Here is a 26999-nt window from a genome sequence, read left to right as displayed (position 1 = left end):
GAAAATGCGCGTTTATTTGCTTGATGAAGATTGATGTTTTTCTTCATATAGTTTTTTAATGATATTACCCACCGCGACCGCTATTGGCCGCGGTTTTTCGTTGTTAAGATATTCGGACCACGCCTCAGCGATGAACTCAGCGGCATTTTTATTGCCATAGGTTGAGAGTACCTCGGTAATGTGCGCTTTGCCCTTGCTGTGTTCCTGATTGAACAGCTTGAGAAAGTCTGCATTTGAGCGGAGGCCCAGCAGGCGGTCAATCTCATGGCCCAGCTCATGGTCAAAAACCGCTTTAAGAGTACCGCAGCCGGGCGGGTGCCACTTGCTTTTAACATCGCTGGCGAGTGACTTATCTATTTTTTCGCCAGCCCATGAGGTGTTAAAACAAATACCGCTTAAACCGTACTGCTTGCCATATCCGTGAGAATAGGCATAACAACCGGGACTTGCACAGGCTTTGCGGGCGTATTTTTTAGCCATATCCAGCAGGAGGCTTTCACGTTGTCCCGGGTATAGTCGTTTGTATTCCTCAAACAGCGCGGAGGTCATTAACTCAGTACGACCGCGAATGGTACCGACAAACAACGTTTCTTTTTTTAGTTCCGGCCAACATTGAAAATGGCGCTCCACGCTTCGGAAAATAGACTCAATTTGTGCCATATTGGTTTTAGTAAAGCCTTTTAGGGAGCAGTTAACGCCGAGTTTGTCGCGGAAAAATTGCTCAGCTTCGGCCACTGTTTTAGGGGTCCACTCCGCAGGTGTGTAGCCCTCAATGGCCTGCTTTACCTGCTGCGGCTTCGGCCCTTTGAAATATGGGTGCTTGGCTGGAAACAGTTCTAATGTTTTGCCGGGATTGAAGCGGAAAATCTGCTGTTTGGCCGCTTCGGTGCAGTTGTTGCCCCGGAGCATGGAGAGGGCCGGGTCGCTCTGGGGATATTTGCCCTTGCGGACCTGTACCGCCGTACAGCGACAATTCCAGCCATTGGGCGGCAGATACATTTCCCAGAACGGGTCAGAGGGTGGCAGCGTCGTGTTATGTAGAATGGCGTGATCCTCACGCACACGGTCGTCCATGGCCGTGCGGTATTGCAGGTCGTATTTGTCGCCGTCGGCTTCAATCTTTTGCCAGCGTTCAGCCATAAGAGAAGCCCCGACCGCGTGGTTATATTCCGCATAAAGGTAATTGTGGTTATATTGGTTGTTGACTTTTTCCACGTCGCGGCGGAACTGCTCAAAGGGCTTTATTTCGCCGGTGTCGGTAGTGAGCGACAAGCCCACCTCGCGGAGCGTGTGGTAAGCCTTGAAGCCGGAGAAAATAAAAGCATTGTTTTCGAGGGCATGGCGCACCGTTTCCGGCACCTCATAGGAGACGCCGGAGGAAATGGCGCGGTTAATCTGCTTGAGAGTCTCTGCGATGAGGCGGCGCGCTTCGGGGGTGGAAAGTTGCGACGCGTCGAAGCCACCGGCATTATAGACCATGCCGGCAGCGTCAAAAAATGCCGTGTCGTCAAAATCGGGCTTGTCTGGCGCGTCTGCGAGTCGCAGGAGGTCGTCGCTATACAAATCGCCCAAAGCGGCGTTAAACGCGAGATATGAGCGCCGCAGCCCGGCCACTCCCAGAAGCGACCGGGTGCGGCTCAGTCGAAAAAACGGTCGGGCTGTGTTTTGGCTTCGCGCGGAGACTCCACCGGGATGCCGAGTGTTTCGGTGATGTGTTCGCCCGGCACGTTGAAATATTCAAGTACGAGGCGCAGGTTTTCGCGGTTTTCAGCCGGAGAGAACGCGGCGGCATTGTTCCACTGGAAGCGCAGGCCCTTGACCGGGAAGCCGTGCAGGACCATGAGCGGGAGGAGCCGGCCGTTGATGATGTGGGCGCACATTGTGGCGTCGCTTTCGGTGGTGCGCTCAAAAATTTCAAGGTGCACTTCTGACTGCGAGAGCGAGGAGCCGGAGTCAATAGTCATTGTTTGATTTAACACCACCTTAGACAGTTCGGAGTTACAGCGGTCCACGCGGCGGTCATAGACGTTGTAAGCGTCGCCGCGGCTGCTTTCCTTAATTTCAATTTCGGTGCCGTCGCTCGCCACGATGTACTGAGCCGCGCCCATGTCGCGCAGAGACGCCTCCACCTTTGCGCGCTCCGCTTCGTCGAGAGAGTTAACGCGGGCTATGCGCATAGGCATACCGAAGATCTCGCCGAATACGTCCCAGTAGGCCAGCATATTTTTTTTGCTGATACATGAGGGGGCGCACTTCAGTAGCAGGCCGAGGTCTCGCGGCTTGCCCACTTCCACGCACCAGTTAGCCACGTCGCCCTCACGGTAGGAAATGCCGCCGCGCCAGTCGTCGCCGGGGGAGCGCACGACAACCCCATATTCAGGGATGACATGCTTACGCGGCACAAGCTCCACATTATTGAAACGGAGCGGGCCGCCGTCGCGTATGATGTCGCCCAACTGTATGAGGGTCGGCCCCCAGTAGATAGAATCCAGACACAGGCTGAGGAAATCGGCGAACCACTCACTTTGCAGCAGTTCGGTGGCGGCGGTGTTTTCCTTGCCGTTCTGGTCCACGAGGCGGAAATCTTTCTGCAACACTTTGCCCTTGCGCTGGGCGATACAGCCGGAGAGGTGGGCGTCGAGGACGCAATCGGCGTAAATATCATAAAGGCGGCAACGGTTTGGGTTTTCGTAGTCGATAGCCATTTGGTTAGCGGCTCGCCAGTCGGCAATGTCCTTTTTTGTCAGGGAGTCGGACTGCTGCTGGAGCATTGCCGAAATCTGCACCCCCTTTTTGGAGGCGACGGCGCGCGCCAGCGTCTGAAGCTGGGAGCGTGTGGGGCGGCTGAAATAGTCGCGGATGTTATCTAAAAAATTAGCCATTGCGGTGAAATGTCAAGTTAAACGAATATTGCCGGCAGAGTCGAGGCGGAGCGCGCCCGGGGCGGCCAGACGCAGGGAGGGAGCGACAACGCGCAGCTCAACAGTCTGGTAAAAGCGAGTGCCGAGCGTGGGGATAACATGCACCTGGGCGACACCCGGGCGGAATGGCAGCACACGCCCGTCGGGCTCCACTCCGGCAGCTCCGCCGAAAGCCTGAAAAATTACATTTTGAAGCGCACCGGCGGGAAGCACCCGGGCGCGGATATATTGGGGCACGTCGTTGCCAAGAGTGACAACGCCCGGGCTGATGACGCGCAGCCCGTCGGGAATTGGCGCGGCTACCTGTTCGGCACGGTCGGGCACGGCTTCGAGGCGTTGGCGGCTCTGTTCTGTAAGCTCACGCTCGGCATTGGTTGCCGTGGCAGCGTTGCGGGCGTTCTCTGTGGCTGTTTCTGCGGCCCCTGTGGCGGCTTTTGAGGCTTGGGTGGCAGCATTGCAAGTCTTGACCGCTTCGGACGATGTGTCGGCAAGTTTTTGCGCCTGTTCGCGCACCTCATTTGCGGCGGTGTCTGCTTTTTTGGCTGCTGTGTTGGCGAGGTCGGCGGCTTCGGTCGCCGGCTTTTTCAGGATCTCAATCTGTGTGGGGGTAAAGTCGGCCCATGTGAACGGGTCGCCCTTGTCGCCTTTGAGGGCGGCCAACTGCTCCGGCGTGAAATCCTCATAAGTGAACGGCAGGCCGCGGGTGTATGCCGCCAACAGGTCGCACTCCACGACGCCCGGGGAGTCGGTGGCGAACTGCCAGAGCTCTACGCCGGGGTCGGCGGGGTAATATACATTTTGCAGGCCGTCGGGCATAAGGTCGTTAATTAGCTGCAAATGCAGTTCACGGCGCAGCGTGCCCTCACATAAGCCGTGATCCTTGAAAATGACAAGCAGGGCGTCACCGTCGGGCAGGCAATTTTTATAAGCGTCACCGGAGCGCGAGGCCGTGAAAGTATGGCCGTGCTTAACTGTATATGTCAGCACAAAGTCCACCCCGTCGGGGAGTGGCACGATTTTGCCGGCAGCGTCGCGGAAGCGCTCACGGAGGACAAAGTCGCTTTTGTAGTTTATATGTCGTGTTTCGGTTGCCATTATGTGAGTCTTAAATTACCTTTGCCGTCGAGACGTAGCGCGCCGGAGGCCGTGAGACGGCAACGCGGTGGCACAACATCGATGCAAAGTGTTTTGTAAACCGATGTGTCGGAGGTAGCCACGGCATTGACATAAGAGCGGCCGAGACGCAGCGGGGTGATGAAGCCGTCGGGCGAAACGTCGAGGGCTTGGTGGTCGCCCATGCAGAGGACAGAGCCGAGGCCGAAGCTGGGGAACAGGCGGGCGCGTATCTGCTGGCGCACGGGATTGGCGAGCGTTACAGTACGGGGCGCGCTGATGATGTCAACACGGAGCGGAGCCGCGAGGCTCTGGCCGGATAGCTGGGAGATGAGCGAGTCGATACGGGCGCGGGCGGCTTCGGACTTTTGGAGCTCCGCGCGTGTGTCGGCTGCGGCAGTGTCAGCCCCGGCGAGCCGTTTGTCGATGTCGGCCAAAATCTCCGGGAGGTTGACCGATAAAAAGAGGCTGACGGCAGCGTTGATGTCGTCGCAGGCTTCAATGAGGCCGCAGAACAGCTCGCCAACCTGACGGGCCGACACGGTTTTAGCGGCCACCGCGTCGCGTATGGCCTGAGCTTGAAGCAGCAGCGCGGCCGTGTCAAGCTGCTTGAGGTCGTTTTGGGTGAGTGGTTCCATTTTGAGGGATTAAAAGAGTTAAGAGAACACCTCGTCGAAAGGGTCCTGAAAAATTCGTGTAAGTTCGTTTTTGCTCTGAATGTTGAGCGGTCGGCCGGCGTTAAGGTCGGCGATCACTTCGTCGATTTTGTCAACCACAATGCCGACGTTATCGGGGTCGAACTTCTGGGCGACAGGCGGGCGGCGTGTTCCGGTCTGGTAGAGCAACTCCAGATAATCGGCGCGGGGTATGTCGGTGGCAGGGCTGATGTGTTGCACGGCATAGGCCGAGCGGACAGCCGGGGCCACAACGTCCTCGAGCTCAAAGATGAGCGGGAGGCCGTCGGCGAGTGTGGCCGTTATACTGATGTCGTTGCGCTGAGCGAGGGCGAACACACCGGCGACCGAGCCAAGCGCGATAACTGCGGCGTCGAGGAGTGTTTGACGGTCTGAAACAATAAACTGCATAGGCTAAGAGATTATAACCACCCCGTCGGGGGATAGTGTGAGGTTAGAGACAGGGAGGCCGCAGGCTTGCAGCATTTTTTTAGTGTTGCCCGGCCAGAACGGGTCGGGAGTGCCGGCGAGCATTAGGGGCGCTTCTGCACCGAGGAGGGGGTGTTCCTTGATGTCGCCGCGGAGGGAGCGGATGACAAATTCAGCAATGAAAGAGTCAGCCGGGGCGATGAGCGCGCCGGAGGGTGCGACAAGGAGGTCGCCGGTTGTTGTGTCTATTTGCAGTCCGTTCATTGCTTAATTTTTTCGTTTTCGTAATCACTGCGCTTTGTCAGCAAAAGGGTGTCGGCGCTCCAGTCGGCAGCGGCAGTTTTAAGAGCTGCGCCGCCGTCCTGAGCAACAGGGACCCAACCGGCCATAATACCCTTTAACTTGTTAATCTCGTTTTCGATTGTGTTAAGCCGCTTTGTGAGGTCGTCGATTTTAACAAGGCCGTTGAGTTTGCCACCGTTAAAAATTATATTGTCGGCGTTGATGTTGGCGGACATATTGGCGGTTTTAATACGGCAGCCGTCAGCGTCCATGACGGCGGAGGTGTCACCGATGACGACTTCGGCCTGTTTTATTTTCTCAGTGCTCAGAACCACCCCGGCGGCACCGTCTGCGACGAAGCCGACAATAACAAAACTGCCAACTTCCGGATAAAGCCAAAAGCCGTAATTCGCGCCCTGATTTGCTTGTAGATTGACACCGAGCAACGGGGCGCCCTCATTAAGCGGGGTGCAGTCGATTGTGCGGGCTTTTTCGTCCACGGCGTCCACGGTGCAGACCAGCGCGACAGTCTCGCCGTCGGTCTTTGCCAGTTCTCTGATGATATTTCGTAAATCTGCCATAACTGTTTATTTAGTCGCCGACACGCAGCCCGAGCGTTATTTCCTGACGGTAGCCGGACGTGCCGTATTTAATTACATTCTTTTTGACCTGATAGACTCCGGCTTTTTTGCCGTCGATAATTAGCCCGATAGCGTCGAGGCAGTCAACAAGCGAAGCCCCGAAAGTCGTAAAAGAGCCGGTGAGGCCGTCGCGTTTAAGGCGTTTAATTTCCTGTTCGGCCCACGCCTTTAACTCGCTTTCGGTTTTGTTGTAGGTGTGGAGCGTGCGGTGTTCGCCGTCGGCGTCGCCGACCTCAACTTTGATTTTTTTATTATCCGGCATAAGGCTGACCGCCTTAACGCGCAGGCGCATATTTTCAGCCTTTTGCTGCTGGAGGCTCTGGTCTGAAATGATGTTAAGCCCGGAGCGGAACACTTGCGAGGGAGTACTGTCGCGGTCAAAGAGCACGCCACAGTAAAGAACCGGCTCGCCGTTCTCATATCGGAAAAATGAGCGGATGCCCTGTTCTGATAATCTTCCGAGCAAAGCGGCCACAGTGTCAGCGGTGACACGATAAGCACCGAGCGACTGTTCGCCCATAACATTGAGCCGGTAAGTTATGCCCTGATCCTTAAGAAGCGTTTCAATAGTAACAGAGCGGTAGGCTTTTTTCTGTGCCGGCATTTGTTTGAGTTTGAACATATCATCCTCGCAGGTAATGACAACCGGAGTTTTGAAGCCTACGTCACGGACATAACCCACAAAAGCAAGCTGTAAATTACCGTTATATCCCAGATAAATACGCACGGAGTCGCCACGATGCACAGGAATTTCAGCCGAGCCGTTCCACTTCATTTTTTTAGGGAGTGTTATTTTGGCTTCGGCTGTGAGCTTCTCAGTGTCGCGTACAATCTCCACCGCCGAGACAAAGCCGATGTCCCAGCAGCGCTCGCCGGTTATCTCAATTTTAGCACACAGCTTAAACATGGGTTAAACGGTATTTAACGGGTGTTTAATAGTCGTATCTGTTTGGTTTCATAGAGCCGTAGCGCACCGGGTTGCGTGCGTCGTCCCCGTCCTCACTCTCATAGAGAGGTAAGTCGGGGGAGGCTTTGCCGGCTTGAATATCGCGAAGCCATTTGATAGCGTCGTTATAGAGACATTCCCGGCGTTCGTGTCCCATATTCTGAGGGAGACGGTGAACCATTAGCCAAAGGGAAATATTTACGGCGCACTGTACGAGCATAGCGTTACGCTCTGAGCCCTCAGAAGCAAATACCCGGGTCATATCGTAGCGATAACGCAGATAAGAACCGATTTGCTCCAGGGCGGCGGCTTCGGCGGTCAGGCGTGTTTCTTCGTTCTGTGTTATCTGCTTGAGCTCGTATTCGTCGCACACGCCCCGGTAGTCGTCAAGAGTCAGGAACATAGGCCGGAAGTTTTGGGCATAGCTTCATAAATTGCAATTTCGCGGGCTTTTTCGGCAGTCAGGCCGGGGAGGCGCTTTTGCCGGATCATTTTTTTAACGCCCTGCATAGATACGCAGACCGGGCGCCCATGAAGCACAAGCACCAGGAATTTTTTACGGTGGAGGTCAGCGGAGCGCTGAGCTTCACGGATCGCGCGTTTTTTGCGCCAGTCGAACAGGAGGGCGCGGAAGTATTCAAATATTACCATGATACATTTTTTGCGTTAGGTCGCAACCCTATTGAAGTGGATGAAACAATTTTCTTTTGTCGGGTATCTCTCTGTAAAATCCATATAGCGCCCTCGTCGGCGTCCGGTGCGTCGTCGTGTCCGCGCATACCCTTTTCAAATGCGAGGGTCTGGTCGATGCCGGCGAGCATATCGGGGTCGTCTCGCTGGCTCTCGTCGTAATAGACGAACCCACGCTCCCACAGTGGCGAAACAGCTTCAACGCGCTGGAACTTGTCAGGCTTTTTGCGCTTGTCGCCGGTCATTGGGAGCTGGTAGCCGCGAAGTTCACCCTCTCGCATAAATTCATCGAGGATGGTGTCCTGCATAAAATTCGCCTCCATGTACCAGCGCACGGCGATACCCTGAGCGCGCGCCCATTCGTAAAGGTCGTAACACCAGCGTACCATTTCGGCAACGGAGCACTGACGGACAAAAGCACGGAGGTGCCAGAGCTGAGTCCCGGCTTTCCCCCAGAGTTTCGCCGCCTTAAAGTCATTTTTGTTTGAGCCTTTGAAACTGGGGTCGATATAAAGCACAATTTCCGAGAACTTAGACCAGGCAGGGCGCTTACCCCAGCGGATCCACTCGTTGCGGAACACTGCACCCTCAATTATCGGGTTATTCATGTATTCTTTTTGAAATGCACGATAACCGGCGACGTCGGCAATTGCCTGCACTTCCTCCGGGGTCCATTTGGCAGCCCAGGAAATATCGCCGTTTTTGTCGTAGATGTTTACACGGGTAACGTGTACGCTCTTAATATCGCACCACTTCGCCAGCACTGAATTTTTGGCAATCATATTACCGACCATAAAGAAGCGGCCGCGCCCACCGTCGAGAGTACCGAACAGAGCCGAGCGCACCCAGTCGAACAGCTTAGAGACACGCGCCGGACTTTCCACCAGTTCGTCGTCGTCGAGGTCGTCAATAACGATGTAATCCGGACGGTGTGAGCGGTAGCGCAGACCACGCGGAGACTGACCGCGACCACGGGCAAAAAATGCGACTTCCGTCTGCGTTACAAATTCTCCCTCCTCCCAGGATCCGGCGTTGTACTGTTCCCCGAAATCGGCAATATAACGCTGGTTGTACTGTAACTCCGCCTGAATGTCACCCAACAGAGTTTTAGCGTTATCCTCAGACTTGCCGACGATGACCATAACGTTAATTTCGCGGCGTTCCTGACACATTAGCCACATAGGGACAAATACGTCCATATTGGTAGACTTAGCCGCACCACGATGCCAGACAAAACCGGCTTTGAGGTTTCGGTTGGCTTTTATCTTATTGGCCGCGTCAATGTGGAATTTAGCGCAAGGGGTAGCTTTCCCGGTTTCGGGGTTAATAGTCCAGTGTGGGAAATAGTAATCAACGAAAGCGGTATAATCAGAGCGCAGCCGGGCAATGCGCGCGAGACGCTGTGCCGGCGATTCTATGATGTTAATGGAAGTGGCAGCCTGCACCGTTTCGCAGTGCTGTTTCCATTCCTCAATCGCTTTTTTTAATTCCGCTTTTGTCATACTTTAGAAAGACTCTTTTAATTTTTCAGAGATGAAAAGGTCGTGATAATGGTTAATGGTTTTGAGCAGTTCCGGGGTGACATTCGGGTCGAAGCTCATACGATATTGCAGCCATTTGCTGAAAGCCATAAATACCTCTATAATGTCAACCACGGAAGTTTTTTTGTCGAGGCGTTCAACAGTGGCGGCAAACTTCACAAGTTTGTCAGCGCTGGCGGCTGTTTTCTCCGGGCTGGGGTCATTTGCCAAATCCTCCAGTAACACATTTATGGAGTTAAAAATTTTATTAACCAGTTCCTGTCTCGTAATGTTGGCGGCGGCTCGTGCCTGTTCCCAGCCACCCTCCGCAACCCATTTTGTGACAGTCTGAGCAGATACGCCGACTTTTTCAGCAATAGACTTCTGAGGCTCCCCCTGCATATATAGGAGGCGCGCGTGTTCGCGTTGCTGTTCGCGTTCCTTTTTGGTTTTAGTTGCCATTCATAATAAACCGAGAATTTAAGTTAACACCCACACTGCGGGGGCGTTTTCGATATTTCGCATTATCGGCGGCACCTCAGCATAGCAGGAGTAAACTCCGCTCTGCGTTCGGTTTGCACGATAATTCACACTGCAAAGTTGGGGTAAAAAAGTGCTATGGTAAAAAAGAGTGTAAAACTTTTACACTCTTTTTGTTAGGGTTGTGAACAATGCTCAACTTTGCACCGCTGAACGACTTAAATACATTCTTTGCATAGCAAAGCGGCAAGCCGATTAGCGGAGTAGAGCAGCCGGTAGCTCATTGGGCTCATTCCCCAAAGGTCGCAGGTTCGAGTCCTGCCTCCGCCACCAAGGTAAAAAAGATTAGGACAACCGCCCCGGGCACAGGGGACACACCCACCACCTCCGGACCAAGCCCCTAAGTGCCCCGGGCATTTTCTTTGCGAGAGTTAATATTTTAAAATACAAAGCGTGGCAAGCACGATAAGTGAAACGAGACAACTACAATGAAAGAAGTAATAATCTCAACTGAGGCAGTAAACAGCTACGGCACGCGTGTGCTGACTTCGGGCATAGACCTGGAGCAGTTCAAGCGCAACCCGGTTTTGCTATGGATGCACCGCCGTGCTTTCGACGGTCAGTCAATGCCTATCGGCAAAATTGACAACCTCAGAGTTGAGGAGGGGAAGCTGATAGGCACCCCGATATTTGACCAAAACGATGAATTTGCCCGGAAGATAGAGAGCAAATGGGAAAGCGGATTTTTGCGCATGGCTTCGGCAGCCCTGGAGCCTACCGAAGTGAACCCAGACCCGGCTTTAGCATTGGAAGGGCAGACACGTGCAACGGTGACACGGTGCAAACTTATCGAGGTTAGCATTGTGGATATTGGCGGCAATGATGAAGCCCTGCAACTCTGTGGAGCAGACGGCAAGCAGTTGAAGCTCGCCGCCGGTGAGGATGCCCCGACACTTCCGCTCTTGAAACTGAACGAACCCAAGCCCGCGCCGGAGAATGAACCCGGCGAGGGGGAGGAAATCAATAACAATAATAAAATAATAAAAACAGCGATGAACAAAGACCAGTTAATCCTCTTAGGACTTCCCGAGGATGCGTCCGACGAGCAGGTAACAGCCGCGCTCCAGCTGATGAAAACCAAGGCGGACAGCGCCGAAACTTTGCAGCTTGCGTCCGTAACTCAGTACGTGGATCAGGCTATTGCCGACAGAAAGATTTTAGCGGCGCAGCGTGAACATTACATTAAGCTCGGTAAAGCCGCCGGCGCAGAAATGCTCGCAGACACATTCAAGGCTATGCCCGGACAGCAGAAGCCCACCGACACACTGAACCTGAACAAACAGAGTGCCCCCGGTGCAGGTGAACAGCCTAAGAAATACACCAAGTTAAGCGAAGTGCCGCAGAGCGAACTCATTGCACTCCGCAAAGACCAGCCCGCGGAATATATGCGCCTGTATAAAGAAGAGTACGGCGTAGACTGCCCGCCCCTAAGCGAATAAATAAACCCTATAAACACAATCAACAACAGCAATGAAATCGAAAAGCAATTTTTTTAAGAAGCTGCTCGGCATAGTCAGCTGCATGATTATGGCCGTTGCGTTCAATGCCGCCGCCGGCGCTACCTGTGCTGTGGCAATCGGCTGCGCCCCTGAAACCGGAGCAATCGCCGGCAATGTTCTGGCACTTGCATTAGGTCAGGCAGCCCCCGCGGGTTCATTCCGTGCCGGTGTCCTCAAAGAGATATGGACCGGTGAGCAGATCAAACAGTTCCGCACCGCCCTGGAGTCGTGGGGCTGGCTTGCAAGAATCCGCAGTTATAACCAGTATGTAAATAACGACGTTATCCACTTCGTTGAAATCGGCGGTGACCCCACGGTGCTTGTAAATAATACCACCTACCCAATTCCTGTTACTGCTCTGGAGGATGCGGACAAGCCTGTGAGTCTTGACAAGTTCACAACCGAGGCAACCCCTGTGACCAATGATGAGCTGCACGCTATCAGTTACGACAAAATGGCAAGCGTTCAGGAACGCCACCGCGATGTATTGGTCGAGGCGTTCGGTCAGCGTGCAATACACGCCATTGCCCCGGATGAGAATAAAACCGGCGTGCCTGTGCTTTTCACTACCGGCGAAGCTGTAGAGGGTCGCAAGCTCATGACTTCGGCTGACCTTTTGGCAGTCAAAAGGAGCTTTGACAAAATGGGTATACCCAAGCAGGATCGCGTGCTGGTGCTCTGTTCCGACCATGTGAACGACCTGCTCCAGACAGAGCAGCGTTTCAAAGACCATTACAACATTAACCAGACCGAGGGCAAAATCGGCCGCCTGTATGGTTTTGACATTTACGAATATGACGGCACACCCTATTACAACTCGGCAGGTAAAAAACTTGCATGGGGTGCTGTTCCCGGTGCGACCGACTCGCAGAGCTCCGTTGCGTTCTATGCCGGCAGAATGATGAAAGCCGCAGGCTCAACAACATTCTACTGGAGTAAAGCCGAGAACGACCCTCAGAACCACCGCAACCTCGTTAACTTTGACCAGTACGGCATTTGTCTGCCTTTGTCTGAGACCAATTGTCGTATGGCAATAGTCAGCGCAAAAGCGTAAAAAACCTATGGCTACACTGAAACAAGGAAGCAGAGGCGCGGAGGTAAAAGCCCTGCAACAGCGGTTAAACCTCATACCTGACGGTATTTTCGGACCGTTGACCGAGGAAGCCGTCAAAGAGTTTCAGAAGCGTAAGGGGTTAACGGCTGACGGAATAGCCGGAGCGCAGACACTTGCAGCTATGGGCGCGACACCCGGAAAGCGCAAGGTCGATGAAATCATTCTGCACTATACGGCAACGCCGGAGGGTGAGGAGTTTTCAAATACCCGGATAAAAGCAAGCCATTTGGCGCGTGGCTTTTCTGATATAGGCTACCACTATGTTATCGGACTAAACGGGGAAATCCGCCCCGGGCGGTCCGAGGCAGTGGCCGGAGCGCATTGCACCGGACATAATACGCGGTCAATCGGTGTGTGTTACGTTGGCGGATGTCCGCCACGTAAGACCCCGAATTGGCAAAATATCGGGAAGGACACACGAACCCCGGCACAAGAGGCTACGCTTGTAAAGTTGGTTAAAGAACTTCTCAAGAAATACCCCGGCGCTACTGTTCACGGTCATAACGAATTTGCTAATAAACCGTGCCCCGGCTTCGATGTAAAAAAATGGCTCACAAAAGTGGGTATTAAACAGTAACAATATGAATTGTCGTGCCAGTGAGAGCAGAGCGGAGCTTGCTCCGGCTATGCCGAGCGCAGCCGACAAAGCATTGGAACAATGAATGAGCGGCGAAATAATAACAATCATAGTATCGGCGCTTGTTGCGGCGGTATCTGGTCCCGTAGGGGCATGGGTTGGCCGCAAACTGGAGCGCACTAAATACCGCATTGAACTTAAGACGCTGAGGGCTGAAATGAATAATAAGCTCGCAGAGGTCAAAAGCAATGAGCTTGAAAACGTGCGAAAGGCTGCGGACATACTGATGGAAAGTATTGTGCCGCCGCTCAAAGCCGAAATAACTAACTTACGCAAAGATGTGCAAAGACTCAACAACGCACTGGAGCGCATTTGGGGCTGTCGTCATATTGATAGCTGCCCTGTCAAATTCGAGCTGCTGCTCACACCGAAAGGTCGCGGAGCACACCAGGACGGAAACAACGGAGCATGTGACGACGAGCGCCAAAGGTTGCGAGGTGCACACCCAACACCAAGAGGCGACCCTGACGAGGGAGACCCAAACCCGGGGGCTGACGGTTACGGAGATTGAGGTCTACGACACTGAAAAGCAACCCGACCCGGACACCGGACAAAGACCGTTAAAAGCCAAGATCCGGCAGACCCACGGCGAGGAGCAGCAGAGTAATGAGGCGGCAGATATTACCGCCGAGGAGAAAGCCGAGACCGAAACCGAAGCGGTGCAGACCATTGACGGCGGCACGCTTGACGAAGTGACGGTAACAGCTACCAAAGCCCCGAGCCTGTGGGAACGGTTGAAAGTCGCCACCCTGATATTGGCTGCAGTTCTGATCCTGTCAGTAGCAGGGTGGAAAATATATAATCTAAAACGTAAAAAGATATGAGCAACGAAACAAAAGAAAAGACCACAGCCGAAATCGCAGCGGAAAATCTGGCAACGATTAATGAAGCCGGCGCCGTCACTGCGGAGGAGATGGCACACGTCGCGGCAACCTTAGAGACAGCTTCGGCGAAAAAGTCAGGCAAAGGCAAGAACCAGCCCGAGCCGGAACTGGTCGCAAAACTGAAAGCAGCCCGCGCCAAAGCAAAGGCGGAAACTGACGCCCTTACTGCTGTGGGTAAAGCAGCGTGCCGGCGTCACAGTCTCCCGGCAGTATGGGTGACAGCCGACGGCCAGTGTTTCAAACAGGAAACTGACGCCCGAAACCACGGCAAAAGTCTGGGATTTTCGGCAGTACCCTTAAAAGTGGAAGCGTAATGGCAACAAGTCTGAATATACAGAGACAGAACGGCAATGTCCCCAAGTCTCTGCCCGGTGAGGACCATATAACCGGTTTTGTGGTCTATCTTCCGGCGGCAGATATTCCGGCCGCGTTCAAAACCGACCACGTGCAGCCACTCAGCACCATTGACGCGGCGGAGGCTGCGGGTATTAAGGAGGATGCAGCAAGCTGGGGCGTGCGTGTGCTTCACTATCAGCTCAGCGAACTTTACCGAATTAACCCGGCTGTAAGCCTGTATGTGGCGATCTTCGAGAAGCCGCAGGGTGAGTCCCAGACATTCGCCGAGCTTAAGACAGTGCAGAACTTTGCGGCCGGCCGTATCCGTCAGATCGGCGTATGGTGTGGCGACCGCACCCTTAGCGGTGACGACCTCACGGCCCTGCAGGGTGTCGCGGACGCACTTGCCGGGGAGGAGGCGGAACTGTCTGTCGTGTACGCCCCGAAAGTGGGCACGCTCAACACAATGCCGGTTAACCTTGCGGGTGAGAATAAAAGCCGCGTCAGCGTGGTGATAGGTCAGGCAGGAAGCGGCAAAGGAGCAGACCTGTTTAACGACAAGACCAACACCGGGAAAGCAAGCGTCAGCGGTCTGGGTGTCGTTATGGGCTTGCTTAGCAGCGCAAAGGTTCACCAGTGTATTGCATGGATCAAAGAGTTCCCCACCGGTGTAAGTCTCCCGGCTTTCGGTGACGGTACACTGTTGCGCGATGTGGATAAAGCATTGCTCGAGACACTTGACACGGCGCGTTATCTGTTCTTTATCACTCATACCGGGCAAGCCGGAAGCTATATGAATGACAGCCACACAATGGACTCCGCAATCAGCGACTACGCAGCCATTGAGAGCGTGCGAACTATGGATAAGGCTGTGCGCGGCATACGCACATACGTAAAGCCGGAACTCGGCGGCAACGTATATGTTGACGCTTCCACCGGACAGTTGGCAAGCTATACCGTGGCGCATTTGGAAACTGTGGCAAACCAAGCCCTCGAGGCTATGGAACGAGCCGGGGAACTTAGCGGCTACAAAGTTGAGATAGACCCGGAGCAGGATGTCGCAAGCACCAGCCTGGTAGAGTTCGTAATCAAGAATGTTGCAGTCCCGGTTATGCGACATGTGAGAATTAAAATCGGGTTCGCTAAATCCGTATAACCTAAACACAAAAGGCAAAAGCAATGAACGTAAGCATTAAAAACGGCGTGCCTATGGTTAACGGCATGTTAGTTGCGTGGGCTGATATTGTCGTACTTGTCGGCGGTGTGCCTGTTACCGGCATTACAGGTGTGGAGTATGGCGATGAGCAGGAAATCGTTAACAAGTGGGGCGCAGGGCGTCACCCGGTGGGACGTGCAAAAGGACGTATAACCCCCTCCGCTAAAATTACCCTCTACCACGAGGAAGTTGTGGCGCTTCAATCCCAGAGCGTGAACGGACGACTGCAAGACCTCCCACCCATTGAAATACAGGTGAGTTATTTGCCTGAAAATGGGGTCGTGGTAACTGACAAGATCCGCAACTGCCATATTTCAAGCAATACTCGCAAGTGGAAAGAGGGAGACACCGGGCAGGAGGTAGAACTTCCGCTCGTTCCCTCACATATCGAATGGGGCAAAGCTGCATAATCCCCATTTCGCACCCTTTTAAGGCCGTTAAGGGCTGACCCCCTTAACGGTCACTAATAATCAAACTTAAACAGTTATTCTCTGCTTAGGCAGAGCGATTTAAAATCGATTAAAAAACCATTTAACCCCCGATTAAAAAGCATGGAAAAGGTTAACAACACCCCTAAAGTATTTAACGGCGATTTGACCGAAGCACAGGTTGACGCTTTCAAGGCTCAGCACCGCAAAAGTTTCGCAGTTGAAATTCAGGACGGCGACGAGGTGCATATCGGCTATTTCAAGCGTCCCACTCTGGAGACTCTCAAGGCTGTAACCAAGGTTGCAAAAAGCGACGAAGTGGAAGCCGGTAAAGTGATGTTCGACAACTGCTGGCTGGGCGGTAGTAAGGAACTGCGCACCGATGCGCTGCTCTTCATGGCTGTTCAAAAGAAGTTGGGTGAAGTGCTCAACGGCTTCCAGGGTCTAATAAAAAACTTGTAGAGGCGCACACACTGGCGGAGTCTGACGAGGAGGACGGCTTCGCCAAGGGGTGCGCCCTGATCCGGGCTAACCTGCACATTGATATTGAAAAGATTGAGACGGAGGAGGAATGGGCGCGGCTCTACTGCGAGGCACTATGGCTGGAGCGATGGAGGAACCGGAACCGGGCAGAACTTATCGCGTCATTGTTCGGAGAGAAGCCCTAAAGCCAGGGCAGCGAGCCAGGGCCGTCGCCCTTAACCATGCTCCGAAACCCGCGCCACAGCCAGATGAACAAGCCGATAAAGCCAAGGACTACGAAGAGTTTCCACAGCAGGGCCAAAACTGATATGATTATTTTGGTAAACATGGTCTTGTTACTTTGGTAAGGTGCTACAAATATAGCGAATAAAAACGACATGGCAAGCGTATTTGACTACATTTTTAGGATAGGCGGCAATTTTGTGGCGCAGATAAGCGGCATGAGCGCAGCGGCCGGCGAATTTTCCGCAAGGGCGGAGGTCGCCGAAAGTCGCGGGCGCAGTTTTGCTGCGTCGCTTGCCACGTTCTCATACGCTACGGACATGGCGCGGAACCTAAGCGAGGCAATAGGCGGTCTGAGCAGTGCGGGCATAAAGCTGGACAGCCAGATGCACGATTTAAGCGCTGTTGCTGGCGTTACGGGCGAGGGTCTGAAACAGATCGAGACATTCGCGCGGCAGAGCGCAAAGGCGTTCGGCACTGACGCCGCCGTGGCGGTTGAGGGTTACAAACTGCTGCTCTCGCAGCTGACGCCGGAGCTGGGCAAATACCCGGACGCGCTCAGGGAGATGGGCGACTGCATACAGACGACCAGCAAGCTGATGGGCGGGGACGGCGTGGCGGCGGCTCAGGTGCTTACCACGGCGATGAACCAGTACGGGGTGAGCATGGAGGACCCGACGGCGGCAGCCGGGGAAATGGCGCGCATGATGAACGTAATGGCGGCAGCCGGACAGGCAGGATCGGCGGAACTTCCGGCGATAAGCGCGGCGCTCCAGCAGTGCGGTATGGCTGCCAAGGCTGCAAATGTGAGCTTCGAGGAAACAAACGCCGCAATCCAGGTACTTGACAAGGCGGGCAAAAAAGCCAGCGAGGGAGGTGTCGCATTGCGAAACGTTCTGGGCCAGCTCAGCAAAGGCCGCTTCGTCGAGAAGCAGGCACGGGAGGAGCTTGAAAAGGCCGGCATTGATGTTGTGGCTCTGGGCGACAACTCCAAGAGCCTTAAAGAGCGCCTCGAGATGCTGAAACCGATGCTTAACGACTCCGCGCTGTTGTCAAAATTCTTTGGTGTGGAAAATGCCAACGCCGCCCGTGCCCTTATACAAGGCACCGAAAGCCTGCAAGACTTCACGACCGCCGTAACTGGAACCAACAGCGCGACCGAGCAGGCCGCTATTGTCATGGACAGCTATGCCGAGCGACAGGCACGAGTAAACCAACAATTTGAGGACTTCAAAATTACCATATTCCAAGCCACCGGCGATTTTTCGTTATGGTGCGGTGTCCTGACTTCTGCACTTGTGCCGATTGCTCAACTTGCCCCATTACTTACAGCAGGCTGGAGACTAATGCTGTTAATTAAAAATCTCAAATGGGCAAGTATGTGGAGCAGTGTTGTGGGTTGGGTTCGTGCAGCCGGCGTTAACTTCGCGCTGATGAACGGCACACTCTCAACTACCAACATGGTATCACTGGGCTTTATCGGTAATATGGGACGCGCAACAATAGGGTTAATTCGATTTGCCACCGTAGGAGTTTTTAACGCTCTGAAAGGTCTGGGCGCACTCATATTGTCACTTGTGACGAGTGGCACAGCGTCCGCCACATTCTCCGGCATTGCTTCAACAGCTTTCGGAACTTTTGCCACTACTGCCTCGGCAGCTTGTCGCGCCGTTTCGGTCGCAATTATGAGCATTCCGATTGTTGGCTGGATAGCTGCGGCCATTGCTGCATTGATAGCGATAGGTGCTTACTTCTGGAACACGTCGGCTAAATTCCGGGCAGTGCTCAAAGGGACATGGGCGGCGTTCAAGGCTTGTTTTACCGGTATCGGCGAACTTGCTAAAAACACTTTTGGAGCAATCGGCGACCTGATAAAAGCAGCGTTCAATTTATCCCCCTCCGGAATAGATGCAGCCCTGAAAAAGTTAAAAGCCGGTTTCAGTGACTACGGCAAACAGGTGGGTCAGGCGTTTAATGAGGCTTACAATGCCGAAATGGCAGAGTCCGCCCAAAAAGAGGGCAAAAAGAGTCCCAAAGGAAACAAGCCAACAACCAACGGAAGCGGTGCGACGGTTCCGGGGGTGACTGTTCCGGAAGTCAACCCCACCGGCAACACTCTGAGCGGTGCGAGTGGAACAGGCGGCAAAGGATCCGGCAGTGACGGAGGCGGAAAAATAAGAAACATAACTGTAAATATTGACAAACTTGTCGAGCGCTTCGAGATACACACCGCGACCGTCGGCGAAAGTACCGAAAAGGTCAAGGCTGTTATTTTGGAGACCCTTATGGGAGCGCTAAACGACACACAATTAGCAATGTCATGAGCCTAATTCCACAACCGAGCTTAGGAGGTAAAAAATTACCTGTCAGCATAGATCTTGCAGCTATGAGCTGGGGGCAGCACATGGCTAAAAAACTTATACGCTTCAAGGAACTGGGCGGAAGTCCTGAGCGTGACGGCATAACCGTGCACGAGATTGGGCAGCCTATCACCGACCCGGAATATTGGGAGGGGCGCTGGGTACTCTGCCCCCTCAGACTGGAGCGAGAAAACGGCGTGGGGCTGACATTTGCCGATGCAGTGGCAGCAGCCAGCCGAGAACATAGGATTATAAGCACGGCTCTGACCGGTAGAGACGGCACGGTGAAAGAGTATATAAACGCCGGCGATTGGGCGGTTAATATCGTGCTGGGCTTGCAATGTGTCGAGGGTGGAGAGATAGCCGATAAATGGCCGACCAATGAGGTGCGGGAAGTTCGCAAGCTGTTGGAAGCAAATGAGGCTCTGAGAGTTCACAGCGAATTTTTAGACGCTTTGAATATCGGGCGGCTTGTGATTAGAAGTTATTCCCTCAGCCAAATGACAGAAGCCAATTATCAGGTAGTTGAAATCAGCGCGGTCAGCGATGAAGATTACGAGATATTCAGCACCGATTATGAGCAACCGAAAAAATAACAACAGCGATGAAAGGCATGTTAATTGACAGTATCACCGGCGACCTGCTGACCGAACACGGCCGCATAGCGATTGGAGACACCGAGGGGCAAACCGCCGAGGCGGTTGTCACCACCATGCGCGGAGACATTAAGGAGCACCCCCTTTTAGGCGGTGAAGCCGGCAGACTTCGCGCCGGTCAGCCCGATGTAATGTGGCCCGGTGAGGTTCGCCAGATGTTACGCGGTTGCGGGGTCGATTGTGAGCGTGTAGTAATGGAGACTGACGGAACTATCAGCATAGAACGATGAGAACGACAGCGAAAGAGAGGCAAACACTGCTTGATATTGCCCTGCAAACGGGCGGACACATTGAAACGGTGCTCGCACTGGCAGAGGCTAACGGTATGAGCATAACCGACCGGCTGGAGGATGGGAGTGTGCTGATAGTTCCGGTACCGGTGGAGGGTGGAGACACCCGAACCGTTGAACTTTACAAGGCGCACAAGGTGGAGCCGGCAACCGAAATAAGCCCGGAAGATATGGCGGCTTGCCCTTACGGCGGTATTGGCTTTATGGGCATTGAAATAGATTTTATCGTGAGTTAAACAGCATTTCTCTGCTTAGGCAGAGCGATTAAAAATCGATTAAACAGCTATTAAATGAGTAGTAAAATGGCACGCAATATTAACGAAATTAAAACAGAGATCGCACGCGAGTTTATGCGCAATGAGTCTGCGGCGGAACTGTACGGGTTTACCCCGGGCTCAGAGTTCGGCGACATATTCGGTGCGGCAAGTGTTGAAAATATTTTGCTTTATGTCTGGGCGGTCTGTGCCTGGAGCGTCGAGCAGCTTGTAAGCAGGCACAAAGCGGAGGTAACGGCGGAACTGGAGGAACTTATAGCCCACCGCCCGAAATGGTACCGCGATAAGGTGCTCCGCTTCATGGCAGGCCACGAGCTTGAACAGGACAGCGACACATACGACACTACCGGAATGACTGAGGGGGATATAGCGGCGGCGTGTGTCGTAAAACATGCGGTCGCTATGGAGAGCAAGGATGCCAGTCTGCTGACAATAAAAGTAGCCGGAGAGAGTGGCGGAGTGCGCAAACCGATAACAGCGGAACAGGAAAAGCAGCTGAAAGCCTATATAAACGAGATTAAGGATGCCGGCGTGCGCACCGCACTTGTGAATATGGAGGCGGATACATTCGACTGTACTGTGGATATCTACTACAATGCTATGCTGGATCCTGCCGTTGTTCAAACCGCATGCCGTGATGTGATCTGCGATTATATTGAGAATTTGCCTTTTAACGGCGAATATACGAATATGGCCCTCGTTGACCGCCTGCAAGAGGTAGAGGGGTGAAAATAGTGGAGTTGCGGGTAGCACCGCGCAGGCCGTAAACGAGAGTACAACGACACAGATTAACGCGCGTCTGACCCCCGCAGCGGGCTATTTCAGACCAGGGGCGATAACTGTAAACATGAAAGCGTATGACGAACAAGGCTGACAGAACCTATAATGTAAATATCAAGCGGCTGGCGCTGCTGACATTGCCGACGTGGCTACGGCGCCCGCTTTCCGGGGCTCTGATATATGCCGGGGTCAGCCCGCTGGGGCGTTTGCTCCAGGAGCTGCGCGCATACAGGAGCGCAACAAGTTACCGGCTGAGACATAACGGGCAGGTGTGCAAGCTGTGCGGGGCACTTAATGATGAGTTTGACCCGGGACTGCGCCGCATAGAGATAGAGGACAGCGACAGTGTCGGAAACCGGGAAGCTGCGGCGGTATGGCTTCGCGATATGGACCGGTGGGTGATGGTGCCGCGGCGAGGCGCGGGCGCGGTGAGCATACACCGGGAGGGATTCAACGGCACGAGCGGTTATGACTTCTGGGTGACGGTGCCGGAGGAACTGTGGACGGCCGAGACGGAAACGAGACTACGGGCAATATTGAACATGTATAAACTGGCGGGCAAACGCTACGCTATAAACCATAAATGACAATGGACAAAATATTAGGTAATTTTCTGACACAGGCAAACAAAGATTTTCCTCTGGACTGCGAGACGCTGGACTATCTGCAAAAACTGGTGGCACTTGCAGCCATTGCCGGCAACATAGGAGGCGACCGTGTGGTTCTCTGGGGTTGCGAGCCCAACAGCGAGGGGACCCGCAGGGGGGCTGGCTATGTATTCGTAAGGACCAAGAACGCGCCGGAGGGTGAGGTTCTGCCCTGGGATGGCGGACCGACCACAAGCGGCATGTATGTGAAACAAGAAGCAATCCCGGTAAGTGCCAATAATACGGACTACCCGAAAGCCTACACGCGCCGGAGTCTTGCGCCCGGCATAGGAGAGGAAAACTACACCTGGGAGAGCTTCACAGACATTAAGAGCATAAAGGGACTGATGGACGAGAACCGGTCGCTCCGCAATGAGCTGGCGACCGTTCAGCCGGCACCGTTGGGGATAGTCCAGATGTGGGCCGGTTCCCGGGTGCCACAAGGCTATGTGCTATGTGACGGACAGCCATTAAGGAAGTCCGATCATCCGGAGCTGTTCAATGCCATTGGCTCGACATTCAACACTGCGGTAAACGCGAACGGCGTAAGGTACACGACCCAGGATGGTTATTTCAGGGTACCTGACCTGAGGGGACGTTTCGTTGTCGGTCTCCATGACAGTGACCGGGACTATGAGAGCCCCGGGACCGGCGGCGGACTGAAGAAAGTGACGCTCACGGAGGAGACAATACCCCGTCACAGCCATGAGGAGATGCTGTGGAAAGGGGGAAGCGGAGACTGGAAAGGGCACGGCAGCAATTCCTGGCCTAATGCCACAACAATATTCGAGTGTTCACCTCATGGGATAAACACACTGGACTATGGCAAGGGTGAAGCTCACGAGAACCGCCCCCCATATTATGTGCTGGCATACATAATGCGCGTTAAGTAGACATAAATAAATACCCGAGATTATGGCAATAAGGACAATAGCACAGCTAAAAGCGTGGTTCCGTCGTGGAAGTACCCGACGGAGGAGCAGTTCGCCGACTGGCTCGATAGCTACGTGCACAAGGAGGAAAGCATTATCCCCGTAATACAGGTGGAGGGGCTAGCGGAGCAGCTCAACAGCAAGTATGTCGCTTCGGAAGGGCATGAGCTGGAACGGCAACACATTGAACTAAAGGGAGATTATGAGACGCACAAGAAGACATCGGATGAGCGTTTTGACAATATATCCGGGTGTATCGAGGATCTGGAGACCGAGAATGAGAGGCAACAAACGGAGATTGATTCACTGAATGCCGAAGTTGAGGTCATCCATACGAAGGACTCGTCACAGGACAAAGAGATCTCAGCACTGCATGATACGGACAGGGACCAGCAGATGAGCATTGACTCGCTCGATGGAAGGGCAGACACTTTGGAGCTGGGTATACGTATGCATGTCTCGGACACCGATAATCCACACCGTGTCAACAAATCGCAAGTCGGGCTCGGCAATGTCCCGAATGTTGCGACAAATGACCAGACCCCCACCTACACGATGGCACCGTCTCTGACAGACCTGTCAAGCGGAGAGAAGCTGTCATCTGCTTTCGGTAAACTCATGAAGGCGGTGTCATCGCTAATCTCACATATCAGCAGCAGGGACAATCCGCATCAGGTGACTGCCACACAGGTAGGAGCATCGCCATCTGGACATAACCATGACTCCACCTACCAGCCTAAAGGTAATTACGCGCCGGCAACGCACACGCATACGGCGGCACAGGTGAATGAGGACGCGTCACACAGGTTTGTGACGGATGCCGAGAAGTCTGCATGGAACAGCAAGGCAGGTGGCAGCCACAACCATGACTCCACCTATCAGCCTAAAGGTAATTACGCGCCGGCAACGCACACGCATACGGCGGCACAGGTGACCGGGACGCGTCACACAGGTTTGTGACGGATGCCGAGAAGTCTGCATGAACAGCAAAGGCAGGAGGCAGCCACAACCATGATTCTGTCTATCAGCCTAAGGGGGACTATCTGCTCTCATCCCAGCTCCAGGACCTCAAAGGAGACAAGGGGATAAAGGAGACAAGGGGGCTGTGTTCACACCTGTGGTGGACTCGTCCGGCAATCTGACATGGAGCAACAACGGCGGGCTCACAAACCCCGCGGCTGTTAATATAAGGGCGCCCAAAGGTAGTGACGCCACAGTGACAAAGGCGGCAATTGAGGCGGTCCTGACGGGAGTGATAAACAGCCATAAACACGAGGCTCTATCAAAACGGCTTGTTGAAAACGGCTATTACAGATTTCATGACGGATTTTTAATACAGTGGGGGCACCCGTCTGATAATCAGGATACCTATGGTGTACAGACCATATATTTCCCACACTCATTTGTCGACACCTCTTATTCAATACTGACCACTGCTGACAGTTCATATCAGACATATTATGTCGGCAGAACCATATGCAACAAATCAGCAGGCAGTTTTAAAGTGTCAGCCAACCAAAAAAACAAGGAAAGGTTCTTTTGGATAGCTGTCGGCAAAGGTTAATAACAGACATATTACAAAAAATGGAAGGCGACAATATGTATTGGAGGGATGGCTTCTATAGCAAACCGGTTGATGGAGGTGTAGAGATCTCCATGGAGTATTACAAAGAATTGTTGGAAGGGCAGGATGGAGGGCTGTTAATTTTGGAGGATGAGACAGGGATCCCTGTCCTCAGGATGTATGAGCCGTCTATCGAAGAACTCAGGATTATCAAACTCCAAGAGCTGGAGGAGTACGACCGCTCTTCGGCTGTAAACACGATCAGCATCGGAGGTGTCTCCGGATGGCTTGACAAGGCTACGCGTGTGGGGCTGATGAACTCCATATCGGTGGAGCAGGCAAGCGGCAGGACAGAGACGAGCATATGGCTCGGCGATCATCGTTTTATCATGCCGATTACAGAGGCTGTAGGAATCCTGAGACAGATTGAGATCTATACTGTAGACTGCAACAATGCCACACGTGAGCATGCAGCAGCGATAAGGGGGCTCCGGTCCAAGGAGGATATAGAGGCGTACGATTTCAAGACCGCTATCCTGATAGGCCATGTTTCACTGTATGAAAACTTAATATGGTCAAACAGATTTTGTAAATGGATAGGATCTACAAATGCGCGCCGCTTCCCTTCATGGGGCAGAAGCGCTATTTCCTCCGGACCTTTATCGAGGTGCTGGAGCAGGCAGTAGGTGAGATTGATACGGTGGTGGACCTTTTCGGCGGTTCCGGGCTGCTGTCGCACACGGCAAAAAGGGTGCTCCCGGTGCCGGGTGGTGTACAACGACTTCGACCGCTATGTCGACAGACTGGCGGCCGTGGAGCAGACCAATGGAATTTTAAGGGCAATTAAAGAGTGTTTAACTGGTGTTGAACCCAACAAGCGCCTCTCAGACCGGCAGTGCGCCGACGTCCTGGATATAGTGCACGACTATGAGAAACAAAATGGCTATGCCGATATTCTTACAATAGGTCGCTCCGTGCTTTTCTCCGGCAAGTGGGCCAAGAGCCTGGACGAACTGCGCAGACACACGATGTATAACCGCGTCCACAGCGGTGACTACCGCACCGACGGCTATCTGGACGGACTGGAAGTCGTGCATCTTGATTACCAGGATCTGTTTGACCTGCACCGTGACAATCCACGTGTGTTGTTCCTCATGGACCCGCCGTATCTTACGACAGAGTGCGGAATGTATGAGAATTATTGGAAGCTGACCGACTATCTGAACGTGTTGCGGCTGCTTAAAGGTACGAAATACGTTTATTTCACAAGCGACAAGTCGCAGATTGTCGAGCTCTGCCAGTGGCTCGCTGATGAGTACGGGAAGCGGCACCAATGTGGGGCGCGAAAATACGCCAGCGCACAAACACGCTGAACTATCAAGCTAAATTTAACGATATGATGATAACGCGACTCTGACTCGCCTACAAAGCGGAGGCATAGAAAAAGCCCCGGCTTAGTTTGCAGTATCCTACCACATACAAACACAATGCACCGAAGCACATAAGCCGGGGCTAAAAGCCTTTGACTCGTGCTTCGGTGCTTCTGCTGATATGTGGTAGGAGTTGCAAAATTACGAAAAAAATGCTGAATGACAGTGTACGAAGCATTAAAATTATGCGGTGGAGTAATTGAAAAGCTGGAGGACGCCGGAGCAAAGCCGAGCGATCACAAATATGTAAGACTGTTTGAGGACTACCAGAATGCGCGGAAACGAGGCGAAAAGGTCAGTTATATTGTCGCAATCTTGCCGAGCGTTACAACGTCAGCGAGCGCAATATTTATGACATAGTGAAGCGTCTGGGGCGACTGCAAAAGCGTTTCACTACGAACGGCCGAAGATATGCCACAGAACTCACAGAAATGGACTATATTCGCATTGAATGACACCAAACAAGTATTACGCCATGCTCGGCAAGATATTTGCAGCACGGCAAACGACAGAGCAATAAAAAAGGTGACATAATGTATTTGCTCAATGAGCAGCTGCATTTAACGCCTTGTGACCTGCTGGAGATTTTCGAGGGACACAACATCGCGCGCAAGAAGCTGCGCAATGAATTAACCCTGTTTATGGCTGGATAAAGAGACCTGACCAAGTACAGAGAAGCCGGGATAAACTGGTGGGATTATTGCGGGCAAATCCTCATTAACAGTTATCCGACCTATTTTGAGAAACTGCCGGCTTTGATTGAGCAAATCAACCGGGAAAAACGGAGCAGCAAAAAACTATGTGCTGTTCCTAGGAGCAACAGGAGCGGAAACCAACCAAGCTCCTTGCTTAAGCCTCATTCAATTCCAGCTCGATGATGGAGAACTCGTTTTGTCAGCCTATCAGAGAAGCAGTGACGCAAACTTAGGTTTGCCAGCTGACATTTACCATTTATATTTGATAGCGCGACAAATCGAAGCGCCGTTAAAGTCTATAACGCTGAATCTGGGAAATGTTCACATTTATGCCAACAACATAGAAAGAACGCGCGAACTCTTGGCCGGAAATGAAACTGCAAGGTTTGATCTGAACGTGTGAAAGCAAGTGCAAACGAGATCAATTTAACTACTTCAAAGTTACAAAAATCTGCTGACTTGACCAAATAAAAGGATGAAAATAACGCTGATTTTAAGCCAATTTCAAAGGCTTTTAATCAGCGTTTAATTGGTGTTTAAGCGGTCGAATGAGTCAGAGAAAAAAGGAAGCGAAAAAAGAAAGTTTTGCTCGTTTCGTTTTAGAAAGTTGCACGTTTCGTTTTGGCGATTATATATAGACGAAAACGAGTACATGTTGTATGGAATTCTTGCATAATTATTTTCTTTAAAACGAAGAAATGATCCACTGGCGTCTTTTAAAATCTGTTAATGCGAAATTGTTAAACTCTGTATCATTTTGGTACGCGATTCTTCAGGCCTGCAAACCTTGTCGCA

General features: G+C 52.9%; 32 protein-coding genes, 1 tRNA gene and 1 pseudogene. 22 read left to right on the top strand and 12 right to left on the bottom strand.

All coding sequences use genetic code 11. The features are described from left to right. Positions 1-12: 12 nt before the first annotated feature. The 12 genes from EZ315_RS00180 to EZ315_RS00125 all read right to left on the bottom strand — a co-directional run bounded on the left by EZ315_RS00180 (position 13) and on the right by EZ315_RS00125 (position 9678). A complete protein-coding gene (locus tag EZ315_RS00180; RefSeq protein WP_135469478.1) occupies positions 13-1572 on the bottom strand; it encodes a phage minor head protein in 1560 nt (519 codons plus the stop codon). 65 nt (positions 1573-1637) lie between these two features. After that, the gene (locus tag EZ315_RS00175) at positions 1638-2882 is read right to left on the bottom strand and encodes a phage portal protein family protein (RefSeq protein WP_135469475.1); all 1245 of its coding nucleotides are present in this window, start codon (positions 2880-2882) and stop codon (positions 1638-1640) included. Between the two features lie 12 nt (positions 2883-2894). Then, the gene (locus EZ315_RS00170) at positions 2895-4016 is read right to left on the bottom strand and encodes a hypothetical protein (protein WP_135469472.1); all 1122 of its coding nucleotides are present in this window, start codon (positions 4014-4016) and stop codon (positions 2895-2897) included. Further along, the gene (locus EZ315_RS00165; protein WP_135469470.1) at positions 4016-4576 is read right to left on the bottom strand and encodes a hypothetical protein; all 561 of its coding nucleotides are present in this window, start codon (positions 4574-4576) and stop codon (positions 4016-4018) included. Before EZ315_RS00165 ends, EZ315_RS00170 begins: the two co-directional genes overlap by 1 nt. Before the next feature lie 114 nt (positions 4577-4690). Beyond that, on the bottom strand, positions 4691-5047 hold the full coding sequence (locus EZ315_RS00160) for a hypothetical protein (protein ID WP_135469467.1): 357 nt from the start codon (positions 5045-5047) through the stop codon (positions 4691-4693). Between the two features lie 75 nt (positions 5048-5122). After that, complete coding sequence (locus tag EZ315_RS00155) at positions 5123-5401, bottom strand: hypothetical protein (RefSeq protein ID WP_135469464.1); 279 nt, start codon at positions 5399-5401, stop codon at positions 5123-5125. Then, a complete protein-coding gene (locus EZ315_RS00150; protein ID WP_135469462.1) occupies positions 5398-6000 on the bottom strand; it encodes a hypothetical protein in 603 nt (200 codons plus the stop codon). The genes EZ315_RS00155 and EZ315_RS00150 overlap by 4 nt, the downstream gene beginning before the upstream one ends. Positions 6001-6010: 10 nt before the next feature. Continuing rightward, positions 6011-6967 (bottom strand): hypothetical protein, encoded by a 957-nt coding sequence (locus tag EZ315_RS00145; protein ID WP_135469459.1) that lies wholly within the window; start codon positions 6965-6967, stop codon positions 6011-6013. Positions 6968-6992: 25 nt separating this feature from the next. Beyond that, positions 6993-7409, bottom strand: coding sequence for a phage protein Gp36 family protein (locus EZ315_RS00140; RefSeq protein WP_135469456.1), 417 nt, complete (start codon positions 7407-7409; stop codon positions 6993-6995). Next, positions 7400-7657, bottom strand: a complete 258-nt coding sequence (locus EZ315_RS00135; RefSeq protein ID WP_135469453.1) for a hypothetical protein — start codon at positions 7655-7657, stop codon at positions 7400-7402. Before EZ315_RS00135 ends, EZ315_RS00140 begins: the two co-directional genes overlap by 10 nt. Beyond that, positions 7651-9198 carry a hypothetical protein gene (locus EZ315_RS00130; protein WP_135469450.1) on the bottom strand — a complete coding sequence of 516 codons (1548 nt, stop codon included), beginning with the start codon at positions 9196-9198 and terminating at the stop codon, positions 7651-7653. Before EZ315_RS00130 ends, EZ315_RS00135 begins: the two co-directional genes overlap by 7 nt. Before the next feature lie 3 nt (positions 9199-9201). Next, positions 9202-9678, bottom strand: coding sequence for a terminase gpP N-terminus-related DNA-binding protein (locus EZ315_RS00125; protein WP_135469447.1), 477 nt, complete (start codon positions 9676-9678; stop codon positions 9202-9204). 275 nt (positions 9679-9953) lie between these two features. Here EZ315_RS00125 and EZ315_RS00120 point away from each other — a divergent pair. From EZ315_RS00120 to EZ315_RS00005, 22 genes and pseudogenes are all read left to right on the top strand, one after another. After that, positions 9954-10029: transfer RNA gene (locus tag EZ315_RS00120), tRNA-Met, on the top strand. Between the two features lie 155 nt (positions 10030-10184). Beyond that, positions 10185-11195: a hypothetical protein gene (locus EZ315_RS00110; protein ID WP_135469445.1), complete on the top strand. Its 1011-nt coding sequence runs from the start codon at positions 10185-10187 to the stop codon at positions 11193-11195. A gap of 31 nt (positions 11196-11226) precedes the next feature. Continuing rightward, on the top strand, positions 11227-12309 hold the full coding sequence (locus tag EZ315_RS00105) for a hypothetical protein (RefSeq protein ID WP_135469442.1): 1083 nt from the start codon (positions 11227-11229) through the stop codon (positions 12307-12309). Positions 12310-12316: 7 nt separating this feature from the next. Then, positions 12317-12946, top strand: a complete 630-nt coding sequence (locus EZ315_RS00100) for a peptidoglycan recognition protein family protein (protein WP_135471546.1) — start codon at positions 12317-12319, stop codon at positions 12944-12946. 85 nt (positions 12947-13031) lie between these two features. Next, positions 13032-13517 carry a hypothetical protein gene (locus tag EZ315_RS00095; RefSeq protein ID WP_175577975.1) on the top strand — a complete coding sequence of 162 codons (486 nt, stop codon included), beginning with the start codon at positions 13032-13034 and terminating at the stop codon, positions 13515-13517. Next, positions 13444-13830, top strand: a complete 387-nt coding sequence (locus EZ315_RS00090; protein WP_135469439.1) for a hypothetical protein — start codon at positions 13444-13446, stop codon at positions 13828-13830. The genes EZ315_RS00095 and EZ315_RS00090 overlap by 74 nt, the downstream gene beginning before the upstream one ends. Next, positions 13827-14204, top strand: coding sequence for a hypothetical protein (locus EZ315_RS00085; RefSeq protein WP_135469437.1), 378 nt, complete (start codon positions 13827-13829; stop codon positions 14202-14204). The genes EZ315_RS00090 and EZ315_RS00085 overlap by 4 nt, the downstream gene beginning before the upstream one ends. After that, complete coding sequence (locus EZ315_RS00080) at positions 14204-15382, top strand: DUF2586 family protein (RefSeq protein ID WP_135469434.1); 1179 nt, start codon at positions 14204-14206, stop codon at positions 15380-15382. Before EZ315_RS00085 ends, EZ315_RS00080 begins: the two co-directional genes overlap by 1 nt. Before the next feature lie 23 nt (positions 15383-15405). Further along, positions 15406-15852 carry a hypothetical protein gene (locus EZ315_RS00075; RefSeq protein WP_135469431.1) on the top strand — a complete coding sequence of 149 codons (447 nt, stop codon included), beginning with the start codon at positions 15406-15408 and terminating at the stop codon, positions 15850-15852. A 141-nt stretch (positions 15853-15993) separates the two neighbouring features. Next, positions 15994-16332: a hypothetical protein gene (locus EZ315_RS00070; RefSeq protein WP_135469428.1), complete on the top strand. Its 339-nt coding sequence runs from the start codon at positions 15994-15996 to the stop codon at positions 16330-16332. A gap of 398 nt (positions 16333-16730) precedes the next feature. Beyond that, positions 16731-18899: a phage tail tape measure protein gene (locus EZ315_RS00065; protein ID WP_135469425.1), complete on the top strand. Its 2169-nt coding sequence runs from the start codon at positions 16731-16733 to the stop codon at positions 18897-18899. Further along, on the top strand, positions 18896-19531 hold the full coding sequence (locus EZ315_RS00060) for a DUF6046 domain-containing protein (protein ID WP_135469422.1): 636 nt from the start codon (positions 18896-18898) through the stop codon (positions 19529-19531). Before EZ315_RS00065 ends, EZ315_RS00060 begins: the two co-directional genes overlap by 4 nt. An 8-nt stretch (positions 19532-19539) precedes the next feature. Beyond that, complete coding sequence (locus EZ315_RS00055) at positions 19540-19821, top strand: hypothetical protein (RefSeq protein WP_135469420.1); 282 nt, start codon at positions 19540-19542, stop codon at positions 19819-19821. Further along, positions 19818-20117, top strand: a complete 300-nt coding sequence (locus EZ315_RS00050; RefSeq protein WP_135469417.1) for a LysM peptidoglycan-binding domain-containing protein — start codon at positions 19818-19820, stop codon at positions 20115-20117. Before EZ315_RS00055 ends, EZ315_RS00050 begins: the two co-directional genes overlap by 4 nt. A 66-nt stretch (positions 20118-20183) precedes the next feature. Further along, complete coding sequence (locus EZ315_RS00045) at positions 20184-20885, top strand: hypothetical protein (protein WP_242452454.1); 702 nt, start codon at positions 20184-20186, stop codon at positions 20883-20885. Between the two features lie 128 nt (positions 20886-21013). After that, the gene (locus EZ315_RS00040) at positions 21014-21523 is read left to right on the top strand and encodes a hypothetical protein (RefSeq protein WP_135469414.1); all 510 of its coding nucleotides are present in this window, start codon (positions 21014-21016) and stop codon (positions 21521-21523) included. A 2-nt stretch (positions 21524-21525) separates the two neighbouring features. Then, positions 21526-22476 carry a tail fiber protein gene (locus EZ315_RS00035; RefSeq protein ID WP_135469412.1) on the top strand — a complete coding sequence of 317 codons (951 nt, stop codon included), beginning with the start codon at positions 21526-21528 and terminating at the stop codon, positions 22474-22476. A gap of 54 nt (positions 22477-22530) precedes the next feature. Further along, the gene (locus EZ315_RS00030; protein ID WP_135469409.1) at positions 22531-23475 is read left to right on the top strand and encodes a hypothetical protein; all 945 of its coding nucleotides are present in this window, start codon (positions 22531-22533) and stop codon (positions 23473-23475) included. Positions 23476-23620: 145 nt separating this feature from the next. Next, positions 23621-24079 (top strand): gp53-like domain-containing protein, encoded by a 459-nt coding sequence (locus tag EZ315_RS00025; protein ID WP_135469406.1) that lies wholly within the window; start codon positions 23621-23623, stop codon positions 24077-24079. A gap of 20 nt (positions 24080-24099) precedes the next feature. Continuing rightward, a complete protein-coding gene (locus EZ315_RS00020; RefSeq protein ID WP_175577974.1) occupies positions 24100-24765 on the top strand; it encodes a DUF4376 domain-containing protein in 666 nt (221 codons plus the stop codon). Further along, complete coding sequence (locus tag EZ315_RS00015; RefSeq protein WP_135469403.1) at positions 24766-25452, top strand: DNA adenine methylase; 687 nt, start codon at positions 24766-24768, stop codon at positions 25450-25452. 508 nt (positions 25453-25960) lie between these two features. Continuing rightward, positions 25961-26607, top strand: a pseudogene (locus EZ315_RS00005) (thymidylate synthase). Positions 26608-26999 lie beyond the last annotated feature (392 nt).

The organism is Duncaniella freteri, from assembly GCF_004766125.1.
Classification (GTDB): domain Bacteria; phylum Bacteroidota; class Bacteroidia; order Bacteroidales; family Muribaculaceae; genus Duncaniella; species Duncaniella freteri.
The sequence above is the reverse complement of the archived record's forward strand: the minus strand, read 5'-3'. Positions and strand labels throughout refer to the sequence as shown.